The following is a 14,768-nucleotide window of genomic DNA, read 5'->3' on the forward strand; positions in this document are numbered from 1 at the left end:
CAGCCACGGGGGCTATGTCAACGCCCCGGCGCGTTTATGGCAATTGGAGGGCAGGTTCGTGTCAGCTTGACCACGAATCAGTGAAAACTCTGTGACACCAAATTCACAAACCGAGATTCAGGCAAGTCACCTGCTACCGAATAGGTCACACCATCGTGCTGAATCACAGCGAGCTCGTAGCCATTTTGATTCATCAACACCATATCTCGTTCATTGACGCGTTTGACGAACTCGGAAGGAACCGTGAGATCACTACCATCAAAGATCAACACGCTGACTCGCTTGCCATCAACTTCGTAAACGACGAGCGCTGCACGCCGATCTTGAACATGGGCAATCCTGGCCCCGAGAATTGTGGATTGTGGACCCAAGTCTGGGAGGGTCATCGGGAAGTCAACTTTGTCGCCAAACCAGCCTGCAACTTCGTGGGCATCCGGCCCCGCAACCTCGATCGGGTAATTTCCTCTATGCCACTCTAGCGTTTGCTCAATAACTGGCGTTGTAGTGGATGACGCTGGTGAAACCGTAAGGTTTGGAACCATAAGCACGGCTACAAAGGCTGCTGCAATAGGCGCGAGGATCCAACCGAGCGAGCGCTTCTTTTTGGGCTCAAGTGCAACGACGTTGCTCTCTTCAGCCACCTCGACTTCGGAATCGAGCGCGTGCTGTTCCTCGATAAAGCTCCACATCTTGCTCTCAAGAGACTCGGGAGCACGTATCGCGAGATGTCGCTTAATGCCTTCCTTGTAGGCAATTTGATAGTTCACGGATTCCTTGCATCGACTACACGACTCCAGATGCATTTCGACTTCCCGAATGTCCTGATCGTCGAGTTCATGATCCACGTAGGCATCCATGAACGGCACAAATTCTTCACACGTCATAGTTTTCTCTCATCAAGCTTGCGCGCGGCGCGCACGATAGTCAGCCAGGTCCGTCAAATTTTTGGAGGTGTCTTCCTCCTTATCGTCGGAGCCTTCGGGCTGTCCTGTGATATATCCATTCTCAAGGGCGTAATCTTGGAGCTTTTGCTGCAACATCCGCCGCCCGCGGTAGAGCCGGCTCATCACCGTACCAATTGGGCAATCCATGATGTCCGCAATATCTTTGTAAGCGAAGTCCTGAAGGTCAGCCAAAATCACCACCATCCGGAAATCCACCGGGATATCCTCGAGTGCTGACTTCACTTCATCACCAAAGAGCCGGTAAAACATGGTCTCTTGGTCACCAAAATGCTGATGCAGAGGGTTCTTTTCCGGCACCACCGCTCTTTCGGCGAGTGGGCGAAAATCCTCGTCGATCAGGACTTCTTTTCGCTTCTGAAGCTTGCGGTAACGATTGATGAACGTGTTTGTCATAATCTTGAAGAGCCACGCTTTACAATTCGTCCCCTGCTCATATTTATCGAAATATCGATAAGCCTTGAACATGGTCTCTTGAATCAGATCCTCAGCGTCCCCTTCGTTGCGCGTCAAACGCAACGCAGTCGCGTACAACGCGTCCAGATGGGGAACCGCTTCACGAGCGAAGGCTTCTTTGATTTCGGCGTCTGTTTTCTTCGATGTACTCATCTCGCATCCTTTGCTTCGGGCTAAAGCTCAAGGCGAACCTTGCCCGAGTACAAACGAGTAACATGAGCATTTGGATCTATTATTTCATCCCCTTTCATTTTTTTGCGAAATAATTACCCAAGAAGTTCGAGCGCTGGGGTGTACTCGAGCTCAAGGCTTTCTGCGACCGCCTCATGCGTGGTCTTGCCCTGATAGGTGTTGAGACCAAGCCGAAGGTTTGGGTCCTCGGTCAGCGCTCGTACGAGTCCCTTTTCCGCAATCTGCAGGCCGTAGCGAAGCGTGGTGTTGTTCAAACCGAAGGTTGATGTCCGAGCGACCGCACCCGGCATGTTGGCGACGCAGTAGTGAACCACACCATCGACCACATACGTAGGATTCTCGTGTGTGGTTGGGTGACACGTTGCGATGCAACCGCCCTGGTCTACGGATACGTCGACGACCACGCTTCCCTCTTGCATCTGGCTGATGTGCTCGCGCGTCACAAGATGTGGCGCCTTTGCACCCGCAATCAAGACGGCTCCAACCACAAGGTCGGCCTCAAGCACCTTGTCAGACACCGTCCCGGCGTTTGAGTGCAGGGTCTGGATGCCGTTTCCAAAAACATCATCGAGGTACCGAAGTCGTGCGAGATTGGTGTCGAGAATGGTCACGTTCGCGCCCATACCCACCGCCATTTTCGCCGCGTTGGTCCCCACGGTTCCGCCTCCGAGGATCACCACGTTCGCACGCTGAACGCCAGGAATACCGCCAAGGAGAACGCCCTTTCCTCCCGCTTCTCGCTCGAGGCATCGTGCACCTACTTGGATGGCCATACGGCCTGCAACTTCGCTCATCGGCTCGAGCAGAGGCAATCGACCGTCGGGAAGTTGGATCGTCTCGTAGGCCACAGCCGCCACGTTCTTCTCAAGAAGTGCGCTAGCCAAATCCGGCACGGCGGCGAGGTGGAAGTACGTGTAGATGATCTGATTCTCTTGCATCAGGTCATACTCGGAAGCCAGTGGCTCCTTGACCTTCACGATCATATCCGCGGCTTTCCAAACTTCTTCGGCCGTCTCCAAGATCGTTGCACCGGCGTCGATGTAGCGTGAATCAGGAATCGCGCTCCCTTCTCCTGCCCCTCGCTGCACAAAGACTTGGTGACCGCGCATGGTGTATTCGCGCACGCTCGCTGGGATCATACCAACGCGATACTCGTGATTCTTAATTTCTGCTGGAACGCCAATTTTCACGGGAACTCCTATTTTTCAGGTGTCAGGCGCGCGGACTATAGACACGAAAAAGAGGCAGGGCAACCGCTGATAACTAAGTTCAGGGAAGTACCCGAAAGACTTCGGATAGCGGCGTTCGGGGCGTCTGAGGAATGACCTTGGGGTATCCAGCGAACACCGCCCCCACGAGCTCGATCTCTTTGGGGTCAATCCCCAACAACTCGTAAGTCTTTTCATGGGTCACGAACGGACCCGTGCTCCATTTTGTGGCGACTCCGTGGTCCCACATCGCGAGTGAAAAGTTCTGTATGGCGCACGCTACCGAGGCGTAATCTTCCTTGCGGCGCGCCTCTTCCTTTGCCAGCGCTTGCCCAACCAAAATCAAAACGGATGAATCGCCGACTTTCGACCTGATCGCTGCTTCGTCGGCGCTAGTGATCTCGCGAAAAGCTCGTTTTGCTTCCAGAGCGATTTCCACGATCTCGGGCCGGGTTTGGGCTCCGATCTGGAAAAATCTCCACGGATTCGTGAGCTTGTGATTCGGCGCTCGAATCGCCGCCTCGAGGGCTTCCACGACCCAATCCTGTGGTACCGGTTCCGTGGTGTAGTGATGAGCTGTTCGCCGACCAATCAACGCTTCAATGGTATTCATAGTTTATTCTCAGCCCTTTCTCGCACGACGCTTGGATATATCTGGTAGTGAGACGCTGCTTTCTCACGATCTATGAACTCTTGATACTTTTCCTTTCGAATCTCGGTGTCCGATGCGTGCTGGGCTAGGACTTTCGCATCTTCTTCGGGAAGATCCTTTGCCGGAAGCACTTCGTGAACGACCGCAACGTGCCACCCGAATCGAGTCTCGAACGGGTCCGTCACGCCTGGCCCGCCGAGGTCTTGAGCTGCCTTTACGAAAGCAGGGTCGAGACCAACCCACCCGCTCGGTAGCTCCTGAAACGCTTCATTGGCGAATGGAAACACGAGCTGGAGGTCCACGTGTAGCCTGAGGCCCTCTTCCATCTCAAATTCACGTTGTATCTTCACAAGGTCAAGGCCGTCGGGATCTTGAGGCAGCGCCTCTTTGACACGTTGAGCGATCTCCTCACCGCGAGCACCTACCGGCTCTTTGGTGGTCGACATCACCAAGATATGGGAGGCCCGTGCACCTTTGGGTTGTCTGTTGAGCGCCTGTGCTTCCGCGAGCTCAGCTGCCCCAACTTCGCCTCGGAACCTTTCGATTTCCTCAGCCAGCATCAAACGAATCATGGATTTCTTGCGGGCAAGACTAAAATCGGACTCCGAGTTGAGAGTCTTTTGCGCAACTCCACTCAGCGCCGCGTGTTCTTCAAAAGCCTCAATCGCCTCATCGCGCGAGAGTTCAGGATGGTCGGTCCAAAAGGCTCTAAACTCCTCGGTAGAAAAGCCAATCGAAGCCCCTTGAAATGCGAGAGAGGAGGCAGGAACCTTGTACTCGGCGAGTTCAATCAGGGCATCAGGATGCTCGGCATCCTCACAACCTGAGAGCACCACCCCAAACAAAGCTAAGATTCCAAACCCGAGCGCCTTCATCGTGTGTCTTCCCGCACAGCAACCGCAATTCGCCCAAACTCCACGCCACCGCGGACCACAATAAAACCGATGCACATGACCAGCACGCCCGCCACGTAGTCCTTCTGAGCGAGAAACTCTACCGCTTGATACCAAAAGAGTAAGCTTATCAGCCCCATTCCGATGCTAAGCGCGTCATAAATGATGGTTCGCATTCCAACTCTCAAATAAGTATCACGCCAAAAGCTACCACTAACGCAAGCGCACACTCTACCCCAACTCTGACCCAACGCTTTCGGTCATAGCCTCTTCGCATCGTTTCGGCGTCTCGCCTTAGACGCCTTCGATCGTATTCTAGGTTCAACGACGGGATGATGAAAGCCATATAGGCCATGGCACACCAGCCAAAAAAGATCATGAGCGAGATGAAGATCCGCCCTACTTCGCTATAGCCCGCGTGCGTCTGATTCAGGGTAGCAACAATCGTGGAGTCCCCAAAAAGTGCATAAGTCGGGACGAGAAAAAGCAAGACCATTAACGCCAGGCGAGACCAGACAAACCGGCGCATCCAAAGAGCGCGCGCCTCATCTGGGATCGCGTCATCATCAACGACATCCGCGCCTTTGGACGCGACCCAAGAACTTGCCAGTGCCAGATAGATTCCGAGGGTGGCAGCAATTCGGATGGGCGTGCCATCCTCGTGGAGCAAAGCCGAGTAGTCCGGTGGCAATACCGCCAGCACCGGTAACGCACTTAATGGAAAAAAGACCGTGAGCGCCGCTGGACTCTTGAGCGCAACGGCCACCATAATCGCCACGAATGGAAGCCCCGCAATCATCGTGTGAAAAGAAGTTTGCCGAAAGAAATCCCAGGCTGGAACTACGATTTGCAGTGCAAAGACGAGGCCTAGCGCCAGCGTCAAATACCGCGCACTCTCGTTTTGCCCCAAATCCCCGGGATTCACATCGCTATCATTCACTGAACATTCCAAGTCGCAACACTAGCCTGCCCTTCTCGCAGGAAGTCGATGCGGATAACGCTTGTGTCCTTGAGTGCATTCCATGCACGCAAATAATCGTCGGGGCGCTCGATTCTAACGCCGTTGAGGTGAGTAATCACATCCCCAGCTTTGACCTGTGGCCTCAGGAATTCGGACGCCCCTGAGGTCGAGCTCACAAGCTTGTATCCGACGAAGCCACTGTCGCCGTGGACGGGTTCGACCACCACCTGCGTCAACGCGAAAGGAGGCCCCTTCTTCATGAAGTCACCGAGGTGTGCTCGCTGCACGGCAAACTCCCCAGACCCAGCCTCGAGCTCTGGAGAATCCCCACCGGTAGCCACACCCTCAACTAGAACCGGCGGACCGGATGGCATTTTTGAGGGCTCGGCATCCGAGGGTGCCTCCTGCACTGGCCCCTGGTCGGTCTTCTGAGACCCACCACACGCCATCAGCGTCAAACAAGCTAAAATGAGAAATACCCTCATGATTCACCTTCAATGGCATTCAAAATATCTTTACGATGCGAAAACTTAAATTCTTCGAGTCCAAGTTCCTGAGCCTTTTTTCTCTCAATTTCCTCGAGTTGCAAGATTTCCTCGTATCGTATCAAGGTTTTCTGAAGTTCGCGCTCTCGGGTTTCGATGGCCGACTTAATCTCATCGACACTTTTTGACGCAATCTCGTCACCGAACTTGCCGTCGAGAAACGCCAAGATTTCATCACATCCCTGGGTCGCATCCAGACGCGCCTTGCCCACGAGTCCATCCGAGGCCTTTCTAGCCCATCCGACCACGAAAACGTTGCCCAGAGCCTGACCCGTCTTAGGGTCCCGCACGCGATATCTCTCACGCTCAGGATATTCATCCCACGGCTCTTGAAGGGTCGCGAAGGTCTTTGCATCCTCGCTCAAGGGCAGACCGATGGAAGGCTCAATGCTGTCTCCGATCGCGAAAACCACTGTGTCACACGGCAGCACCTCTTGATTCTCGGTGCGCTTGACGCCGACGGTCTCGCCTCTATCTTGGAGCTCCATGACGTCGCAAAGAAGTCCTTCCACACGAGTCGTACCCACGATCTCAGCAGGGCTCCTCAAATATCTGATCTTAAGTTTCGTCGGGGTCTCACATTCAAGCTCGGCTTCAGCCTGCTTCTTGAGTTCGTCCAAGAACTCATCCGGGTTTTGCCCCATCGACTCGACCTGGCTTCGAATAGATTCGAACTCCGCCCCGATGGCTTCGAAGTCGAGCGCCCCAGCCACAATCTTCATCTCTTTATCGGTGTACGCCCGCTCCCCTGGGCCTCGCCTCGCCACCAGAGTCACCTCTTCGATTTTGCGCTCGCAAACCAACCAGTGGACGATATCAAGGGCCACATTTCCGAGGCCTACAACGCAAGCCCTTTGCCCGATATCGAACTTCATCTCACTAAACGGAGGAAGATTATTGTAGTGATAAACGAGGTCTTTGGCGTGCCAGACGCCGTGCGTTTGCTCACCCGGAAGCCCCAACCATTTGGTGCCTTGAGCACCAACGGCCACAACAATCGCAGCAAATCCAAGTTCCGAGAGCTCTTCGAGCGTGAAGTCGCCAGACTCCGAGACCAAGACGTCGCCGTAATAGTGTACGTTTGGATGACTCAAAATCTTGTGGAAGACCTTCCTTAGCCCAATCTTCATCTTGTATTTATTGGGATAGATCCCAAACTCCGCGAGCCCACCATGCTTGATGTCGCGGTTCAGTATCACAACTTCGTGGCCTGCCTTCGAAAGCTTCTCAGCTGCATATAGACTTGCGGGCCCCGCACCGATTATTCCAATGACGTGATTGGTCATGACCTTAACTTCCACGTTTGAGGGTATCTTTTCAGCCAACGGCTACATATCATCTTGCTCCCTTGGATTCACCTCCAAGATGATTCGACCGACGCTCAGGTGAGAACTTGCACCGTTTAATCTTCGTATTTTTCTTCTTCTCAGGCTTCACATCCCTTGTTTTTGAGGTGATTTGGGAGCGCTCGCTGATGAAGATTTTTGGCACGAGCAGCCTCGCAATCTCTACGCTCTTGACCGCATTTATGGCGGGCTTGGCGCTCGGTGCGTGGATCGGAGGACGTTGGGCGGCACGTCTCGAGAACCCACTCAAAGTTTATGGAATTCTCGAAGGTGCAATCGGCGTGTACGCGCTCTTCATCCCACTCCTACTTAGCGCATCGGAAGAACTCTACCGCTGGATGTTCCTGACCTGGGTCGACCAACCCGTGCTCTTTGCAGGCTTGCGCTTCATTGCCGCATTTTTCATCCTTATCATCCCAACCACGATGATGGGCGCATCACTCCCGCTGGTTTCGCAGTGGACCGCCAGAGCCGGCGGATACTTCGAGACGCGCGTTGGACTCCTCTATGGAATGAACACGCTGGGGGCATTTTCGGGAACCGTACTCGCCGGATTTGTTCTCCTGCCGTCCTTTGGACTTTCGGCCACCAATCAGGGGTTCGCCGCTGCAAATATGGTGCTCTGCGCCGTGGTCTTGTTAGTCGCCCCGCGAATGGAATCGGGCTCCCACGAAGAGTTGGAGATGGAGCAAGAGCTCGGAAATGCTGCCCCGCTCCAGGCTCTAAGCCCGAACGCGGCACTTGCTCTCAAAATCGCATTTCTCGGAACGGGCCTTGTGTCCATGGCGTACCAGGTACTTTGGACCCGCGCCTACGTCATCGTTCTGGGGAGTTCAACCTATTCCTTCACGCTAATTTTGGCCACGTTTTTGGCGGCGATCGCGGCCGGCTCGTCCCTGATCTCGCCTTTCCTCAAGCGCATCTCGAGGCCTGCGGCCTGGCTCGCTGCCACACAATTTCTCTTCGCCGCCACAAGTATCTTCACCTTCACATTTCTGGATCGACTGCCTGAACTACTCTTCTGGCGTTATCGCGCCGAGATTGGTGCTCCAGCCGAGATCTTTCTCTTTCAGTTCGGGCTCGTGGCGCTTTTGGTCTTCGTCCCCGTGATGTTGCAGGCGATGGCATTTCCCCTTGCTTTTAGAGCGTTGCGCCAAAACAAAGCTCAGGCAGGACGCGATGTGGGTCAGGTCTACGCGTTCAACACCACGGGCGCGATCATCGGAAGCTTTACATCGGGATTCCTTCTCTTGCCCTTGCTCGGACTACGTGGCGCGCTTACGACGGTGATTATCCTAAATATCCTTCAGGCCGGGATTCTAGCCGTCGTTTCAGCCTCCCAAGGCGCCCGACATATCGGTCACGCCGTTGGTCTAGCCGGTGCCGGACTTTGCGTCCTCATGTTGGTTTTTGGCCCCGGAATCGACCAGGCCAAGCTCACCCGCGGCATGTTTCGTACCTATTGGGCTCGCGAACTTTTTGACCCTGAAAAGTTCGAACGCGACTCACCCGAGATCGTGTTTTTTGCTGATGGGATATCGGCCACCACATCGGTCGAAAAGCGCGGCGAGCTCGTCACTCTCAAGTCCAATGGCAAACCCGAAGCCTCAGACGGCGCCGATATGTCCACCCAAATTTTGGTGGCCCTCGCCCCCTTCCTTATCAGGTCTCTCAACCCGGCGATGATGCTCGGCGAAGAAGAAGTCGCGATGGTCGGCTACGGGAGCGGAGTAACCGCAGGTGCCGCACTCCAATGGCCGCTCGCTCAAATGGACGTCATCGAGATCGAACCGTCCATGGTCGAAGCCTCAAAATTCTTCAATCACGTCAACCATCGCCCGCTCGAAGATCCTCGAATGAAGGTCGTAGCAACCGATGGCCGAAACTATCTCGAGTTCACACCGCGAACGTTTGATATCATCGTCTCCGAGCCCTCAAACCCGTGGATCGCTGGCGTCGCTTCGCTCTTTACGGTGGAGCATTTCGAAAGGGCCCGCAGAAAGCTAAAGCCAGGTGGAGTCTTTGCGCAATGGGTTCAGCTCTACGAAATCCGACCGGAAAACGTTCAACGCATCATCAAGACTTTTCTCGAAGTCTTTCCACACGCCCACGGGTTTAGCTCCATGCCCAAGGGCACGGACTTGATTCTGATCGGTGCCAATCACCCCATCGAGTTCGATCCCGTGTCGTTTCAGGCCGCGTGGGAAATCCCAAGCGTGCGAAAGGAATTGGAGCGCGCCGGCTTAAAGGACCCTAAGGACTTCATCGGACTATTGTTCCTCAATGAAGCAGAACTCCGAGAATTCATCGCGACGGATGAGGAAATCGAACTTAACACCGACGACAACGGACTGCTCGAGTTTGAGGCCCCTTTCGACCTGATCCGGTACGATATTGGCGAAAAGTACTTTCAAGACCGGTACTTCAGCACGCAAACCTATGGTGATCCTCGAGAATACCTTGTGGATTGGCCAAAGGGCTGGGGCGAAGAAGAAATCTCCCGTCTTGCGGCTTCCGCATGGAAGGCCGGAAAGGCAGACCTAGCCTGGGAGATCGAAGATGACGGGGCTCCACTTAAGCTCGAATCCCTTCCTGCGAAGCCCTACTCAAAGAGAGAGGAAAACGCGATGGTTCGCCTCTCAAGTGGGCTCTCACTTCACGAAGCAGTGATGGACGCGTGGCCAAATCCCGGGTCTTCATTTCATATGATGGCCGCAGATGCTGCGAAGAACGACAAACATCTACAAGCCATGCTCTATCTCGAATCCGACGGCCAACCTCCTCGTGGAGGGTTCGAGTCTGAAAAAGGGCTCGTCTACGCGTACGTGTTGGCAGAGAGACGCTACTATCGCCACGCACTTGAACAACTTACGGGACTGAAGGAAAAATCAGATCCTGTGGTAGACTCGGTCGTCTTCCAGCTTCTCGACGGATACGTTCTAACCAAAAGACGCCGCTACCACGACGCCTGGCAGGCTTATCTGCGTGCAACCGAACTCATCGCAGCTCAGGAGTAGCCATGAGAAATGACCTTCGCGCCCAAAAATCACTCGGCCAAAAAATTGGGACCTTTGTGTTTTTCCTGGTCGGTTTCTGGTTTTTGTACTTGACGATGCATGACCCCTACAGCGGAGAATGGAACCCTCCAAAGAACTTCGCCATGGTGACGCATCGTATTGAATTCGGTGTGAAATCAACGTTTACATCGGCGAAAGACGCGATGGTAGATACCAATGCTTCGATGCAAAGCACCGTCAACGAAAGAAATGATCGAAATGACTCCCGTATTGAACGTGACACGGCGAATTAGCGCACTCCTCCTGGCGCTAAGCTTGGTTGGATGCGCCACATCCGACGCCACCCCTGCCCTTCAGAACACAACTTCCGCCCAGGAAATCGTGGAAGAACCTGCTCGACCACCTGAGCCCGAATTCTTCGTGGTTCCCAAGACCACCAAACTCTTCCTGCAGCCCGACGAAAACTCGAGGTTTCTGCTCTTCCGAAGCCCGGAAGAACAAGCCAAACTTGAAGAGAAATGGAAGACGGACTCTCAAAAATGGGCCGAGAGAACTCAAAAGAAGTTTGAGAAAGAAATGGAGAGGGAGGCTAAAAGAGCCAAACGTATGCGCAAAGCCGAGGCACGCGACGAGTACTTGGAAAAACGCCGACAATCTCGCGCGAAGCGATTGCTCCGTGACATCGACCGAAGAGCACGTCGCATCGGAGAAAACCCATCTGCAAGGTGGTTGGCATTTCGCCTCGTTGAACGCAAAAATGGCTGGGTCCTGGGCGAGAGTCTCTCGGCTGATGAAGAAGCCGTACATTGCTATCGGGGTGGGCTTCCGGGCGCATCAGGAGGACGTCTACGTTTTTGGGTGCGAGAAAGTGAACTCTCGGATGTCTCAACCAAACGAGCAGCTTACAACTTATGGCGGGGAACCGAAGTCAAACTAGCTTCGGGCGTCGTTATTGAGGATGGGACTGCGATGATCGATGGATTTCGCATTCGCATGGACCTGCCAAACGGCGACACCGGCAAGACGTACACAAAGTCTGCGATCTTCGAGGCGCCGTTTACAGAGACGGTCTTTTCCGAGATCGCTTACGCAGAAGGACACCTACAACTCACCAAAGATCAGTCCTTGCCCTTCAATCCATTTGCGGACCTTTACGTGACTCAGACCTTGAAGGTGGATTCACGCTTCTACGCGACCACTGAAGTTCGTTGTGCTCAGATTTCGGTGCTTACCGACGAGGCGACCCTCGTTCCGGCCGGAAGACGTGGTGCCATGCGCCTCCAAGGCGCGCCGAGTGCATCCCCGCCACTCGCCCCCAAAGGCACGGAACTCTTCACGCCTGAAGGTCTTCCTCTCGGCATCGCCGAGAGAGACTTTCATCTTGGCGAAAAAACAAAGAATGCGCCGGAAGGTCGTGCTTGTTTTGAAAAATCCATGTGGCCACCGCCGCGAAAAAAATCCCCGCCGAGTGAATGGCTTTTTGAGGTCTGTGTGGACGCCGCGCTCGTAGTGCCCAAGTAAGGTACTAGTCTAGAATCCCGTGCTTTTTGAGCATGAACTCGACACGTTGAGGCTTGAATGCACAGGCGATCCCAAACATAAGCATGAACCAAAGCGTCATTTGGATCGTAACACCCAATCCTTCCATAAACGTCAGTTGCTCTAAGCCGGAATTCAAAATGCCGAGCAAAAGTCCTACAAGCGTTCCAAGAGCTGCGCCGCCACCTCCGTAGATTAGACGCATTCTCGTGTCTGGCTGCGCGCCTGCACCCACAGGGGCCTGAGCGGGGCCAGGTCCTGAAAACCCGATATTGGTGCTCGGAATGACCGGCATACCCGGAGACGAAGGCGCACGCACGATTGGAGTAGAAGGTGTCTGACCGAGCCCAAACTGGCCTGTTGGAGAATTTGGAAACGCACCACTGCCAGGAGCCGTGAACTGGCCGGTCGGCGAGCTAGGAAACGCACCACTTCCGGGGGCTGTGAACTGGCCGGTCGGCGAGCTAGGAAACGCGCCACTTCCAGGCGCTGTAAATTGGCCAGTCGGAGGGTTCGGGAACGCTCCACTGCCTGGGGCTGTGAACTGACCTGTACTCGGGTTCGGAAACGCACCGCTGCTAGGAGCCGTGAACTGGCCGGTAGCGGGGTTTGGAAAGGCAGTCGGGGTCTGTTGCACGAACGGCCCCTGGCCTCCCAGGGCCTGACGATTGCCTGTCGAAGGTTGCGCAAAATGAGTCGGGACACTGGGCCCAGGAACAGGAGTGTCCTCCTCTTCATCATTCAAAAACCGCCCGGGCTGACCATTTTTCCACTCGTCACTCATGACCACGTCCTCCTACACGATCGTACAGCAAGGCTCGTCGAAAAGAAAGTACGCCATCATTGACCGAGGCGAACAAACTTTCCGTAAACTCTAGCATTCGCACCCGAATCGCCCTGTGACCAGCTCACGAAAACGGTGTCCTCGGAGATGACCGTCAGCCCCGGACCATAGGGAGGAATCGCGACAAACTCCGAAAAAACAACCACCTCCGGCCCGTTCACAAACTCGCCGTCATTCCACTCGAAAGACTGGAGCGCCAACGAATTGCGTGTTGGAGAGGTCGTGTAGCGGTACCAGGCCACAACTCCGCCGCCATCAAACCCCCGAACCGTCGGGCGAAAGTTGATGAAGTTTGTCGCGCCGAAAGTGGCGTACACGCCGGTCGCTTCTTCAGAGACGTTTCGCACGAGAATTTGGGAGGAGTTATTGGTCGTGGATTGGAACGCTAGGAAGTTGGCACCCTGCGGATTCGCTCGTGGAGCCAGGTGCGAAAGAGGATTGGAGTCACCTATTGCCAAGGCTGGCTGGGCCGCACCGCCCATGGACGCCCCTTCGGGAATTCGGGAAAAGTAGGTCTTCTCTGCCCCTTCGGCGCCTTCTCGAGTCCAGGAGACCACCGCGCCATTTTCAGTGAGGCCGATGGATGGATAAAGCTGATTAACGTCCTTTTCCTCGGAAACGAAAAACACGGACTCTACGCTTCCGTCAAAGTTCACTCGCTGCACCACGACTTGTGTCTCCGGCCCCAAAACCTCTGAGGCATGCCACAAAAAGTCTTCACCCAATGCAATTGACGGGGACCAGGCCGTCTCGCTGATGAATTCTCCGCTGACCTGCGGAGTGATGTCCGCTGGCGTCTCAAGCACCGCACCGCCAGCCTGCGTCAAGAACTGCAATTTCGTGGATTTGGCATTTCCACCGTTGGGTTGGTGAACCCACACCACTGCGGTCCTTCCACCGTGTGAATCCACAACGGGCATGTAGTTTCGAGCGGCGTTGGACTCGCTCAGTACAAGCGGCCCAGACGTAATCACTCCATCACACCCCACTCTAATCGCGTGGATGCCTTCGTTCGAGGACTCTTCACTCGTTGGTGCGGTGTACACGACCCAAACGCCTGCGCCATCAAACGCTGCCGTGGAGTAGAACTGCCCTGAACGGCTCGCCTCGTCCAAAACAAGGGATGTTTCGGTATTCGTCACGAGGCAGTCCTGGGGACCAACCGGCATATCAGCAGCTTGGTCCTCCTCAATCGCCATATCAGCGCCCTGATCCGAGACGTCCAAATCCGGCCCTGCATCTCGCTCGGCCATCGGTGCCGACTTATTGGAATCATCACCACACGCCACCAGAAGAATTGCAAGCAAACTGACCCATTTCATGCCGAGAACTCCACATTTGTTTGAGGTCGCGGACCTTATGCAAAATCGATTGAGACTTCAAGGGATTCGCCATATCCGCTAGCCTGCACAAATGAAAGAAACAGCATCATGGCAAACGTGGACCATCGTTCTCATCCTTGTCGGATTGATGATCGCCGGAGCATTCTACCTTCGTCCCGACTTGCTCGAGCGCGCGAAGCTTATCGTCGGTTGGCCAGAGTCCGAAGAAGTTGAGGTCGCCGAAGCAGCGCCGGAGAGTTCGAAGAAAGAGAAGAAGCAAAAGCGCAAAAGACCAAAAAAGCGCTCGCGCGCCAGCAACGAAACGCCCGCTGAAGCAGTAACCGAGGACACCTGGGAGGATATCGAGTTCGGAAATATCTTTGAGGAGCCCGACGAAGTCGTTATGGCGGACGCCGAGCCTGAATTCGTTCCACCTCCTGAAATGTGGCAACCCGAGGGCAGATACCAACCCAGCGCACGCTGGACCGCGTCGGGTTTTGACCCCTCAAAGCCTCAGGAAATTGATCTCAACGGACCCGACCGAAAGCCACTCTCCGAAGCCGATATCAAGTCAGTACTCAACGAAAGGCGGCTCATGCCTTGTTATCGCGAGGTGGCCATCAAAGTTCCTCAGATGAAAGGAAATGTGGACTTTCAGGGCGTGATCTCAGGTGATGGCCAAATCGCTCACATTCGCATCAAGCGCTCCGAGTTGCGTTCCAAAGACGTGGAATCCTGCATGGTCTCTACGATTCGGAACCTGAGATTTCCCTCAACCGGGACGCTCACAAAGTTCACGATGGACTTCGACTTCAACTAGCCCATCGTAGA

At 54.6% G+C, this 14,768-nt stretch carries 15 protein-coding genes; 4 read left to right on the plus strand and 11 right to left on the minus strand.

Going from position 1 to position 14,768, the window contains the following annotated elements; all coding sequences use genetic code 11:
* Nucleotides 1-77 precede the first annotated feature (77 nt).
* The 9 genes from FRD01_RS04420 to FRD01_RS04460 form a co-directional block, all read right to left on the minus strand.
* Nucleotides 78-884 carry an anti-sigma factor family protein gene (locus FRD01_RS04420; protein ID WP_146957993.1) on the minus strand — a complete coding sequence of 269 codons (807 nt, stop codon included), beginning with the start codon at nt 882-884 and terminating at the stop codon, nt 78-80.
* 12 nt (nt 885-896) lie between these two features.
* On the minus strand, nt 897-1,571 hold the full coding sequence (locus FRD01_RS04425) for a sigma-70 family RNA polymerase sigma factor (RefSeq protein ID WP_146957995.1): 675 nt from the start codon (nt 1,569-1,571) through the stop codon (nt 897-899).
* Nucleotides 1,572-1,684: 113 nt separating this feature from the next.
* Complete coding sequence (gene ald / locus FRD01_RS04430) at nt 1,685-2,800, minus strand: alanine dehydrogenase (protein WP_146957996.1); 1,116 nt, start codon at nt 2,798-2,800, stop codon at nt 1,685-1,687.
* Nucleotides 2,801-2,879: 79 nt separating this feature from the next.
* Nucleotides 2,880-3,431, minus strand: coding sequence for a nitroreductase family protein (locus tag FRD01_RS04435; protein WP_146957998.1), 552 nt, complete (start codon nt 3,429-3,431; stop codon nt 2,880-2,882).
* The gene (locus FRD01_RS04440) at nt 3,428-4,345 is read right to left on the minus strand and encodes a peptidylprolyl isomerase (protein WP_146958000.1); all 918 of its coding nucleotides are present in this window, start codon (nt 4,343-4,345) and stop codon (nt 3,428-3,430) included. The genes FRD01_RS04435 and FRD01_RS04440 overlap by 4 nt, the downstream gene beginning before the upstream one ends.
* A complete protein-coding gene (locus tag FRD01_RS04445; RefSeq protein WP_146958002.1) occupies nt 4,342-4,539 on the minus strand; it encodes a hypothetical protein in 198 nt (65 codons plus the stop codon). Before FRD01_RS04445 ends, FRD01_RS04440 begins: the two co-directional genes overlap by 4 nt.
* Nucleotides 4,540-4,547: 8 nt before the next feature.
* Nucleotides 4,548-5,303 (minus strand): hypothetical protein, encoded by a 756-nt coding sequence (locus FRD01_RS04450; RefSeq protein WP_146958004.1) that lies wholly within the window; start codon nt 5,301-5,303, stop codon nt 4,548-4,550.
* Nucleotides 5,300-5,809, minus strand: a complete 510-nt coding sequence (locus FRD01_RS04455; protein WP_146958006.1) for a PDZ domain-containing protein — start codon at nt 5,807-5,809, stop codon at nt 5,300-5,302. Before FRD01_RS04455 ends, FRD01_RS04450 begins: the two co-directional genes overlap by 4 nt.
* Complete coding sequence (locus tag FRD01_RS04460) at nt 5,806-7,155, minus strand: FAD-dependent oxidoreductase (protein ID WP_146958007.1); 1,350 nt, start codon at nt 7,153-7,155, stop codon at nt 5,806-5,808. Before FRD01_RS04460 ends, FRD01_RS04455 begins: the two co-directional genes overlap by 4 nt.
* Before the next feature lie 107 nt (nt 7,156-7,262).
* On the opposite strand from FRD01_RS04460, the gene FRD01_RS04465 reads away from it, so the two are divergent.
* From FRD01_RS04465 to FRD01_RS04475, 3 genes are read left to right on the plus strand one after another with little or no spacing between them, the layout of a single operon-like run.
* Nucleotides 7,263-10,232, plus strand: a complete 2,970-nt coding sequence (locus tag FRD01_RS04465; protein WP_146958009.1) for a fused MFS/spermidine synthase — start codon at nt 7,263-7,265, stop codon at nt 10,230-10,232.
* A 2-nt stretch (nt 10,233-10,234) separates the two neighbouring features.
* Nucleotides 10,235-10,525, plus strand: coding sequence for a hypothetical protein (locus tag FRD01_RS04470; RefSeq protein ID WP_146958011.1), 291 nt, complete (start codon nt 10,235-10,237; stop codon nt 10,523-10,525).
* Nucleotides 10,482-11,753, plus strand: coding sequence for a hypothetical protein (locus FRD01_RS04475; protein WP_249755999.1), 1,272 nt, complete (start codon nt 10,482-10,484; stop codon nt 11,751-11,753). Before FRD01_RS04470 ends, FRD01_RS04475 begins: the two co-directional genes overlap by 44 nt.
* Nucleotides 11,754-11,757: 4 nt before the next feature.
* Here FRD01_RS04475 and FRD01_RS04480 read toward each other — a convergent pair whose 3' ends face one another.
* Both FRD01_RS04480 and FRD01_RS04485 read right to left on the minus strand, forming a co-directional pair.
* Complete coding sequence (locus tag FRD01_RS04480) at nt 11,758-12,555, minus strand: hypothetical protein (RefSeq protein WP_146958015.1); 798 nt, start codon at nt 12,553-12,555, stop codon at nt 11,758-11,760.
* A 56-nt stretch (nt 12,556-12,611) separates the two neighbouring features.
* Entirely contained in the window at nt 12,612-13,937 is a 1,326-nt protein-coding gene (locus FRD01_RS04485) for a hypothetical protein (RefSeq protein ID WP_146958017.1), read from the minus strand.
* A gap of 91 nt (nt 13,938-14,028) precedes the next feature.
* Here FRD01_RS04485 and FRD01_RS04490 point away from each other — a divergent pair, with 91 nt between their 5' ends.
* The gene (locus FRD01_RS04490; RefSeq protein ID WP_146958019.1) at nt 14,029-14,757 is read left to right on the plus strand and encodes an AgmX/PglI C-terminal domain-containing protein; all 729 of its coding nucleotides are present in this window, start codon (nt 14,029-14,031) and stop codon (nt 14,755-14,757) included.
* Nucleotides 14,758-14,768 lie beyond the last annotated feature (11 nt).

Origin of the sequence: Microvenator marinus (assembly GCF_007993755.1) — a bacterium.
Lineage (GTDB): Bacteria > Myxococcota_A > Bradymonadia > Bradymonadales > Bradymonadaceae > Allomicrovenator > Allomicrovenator marinus.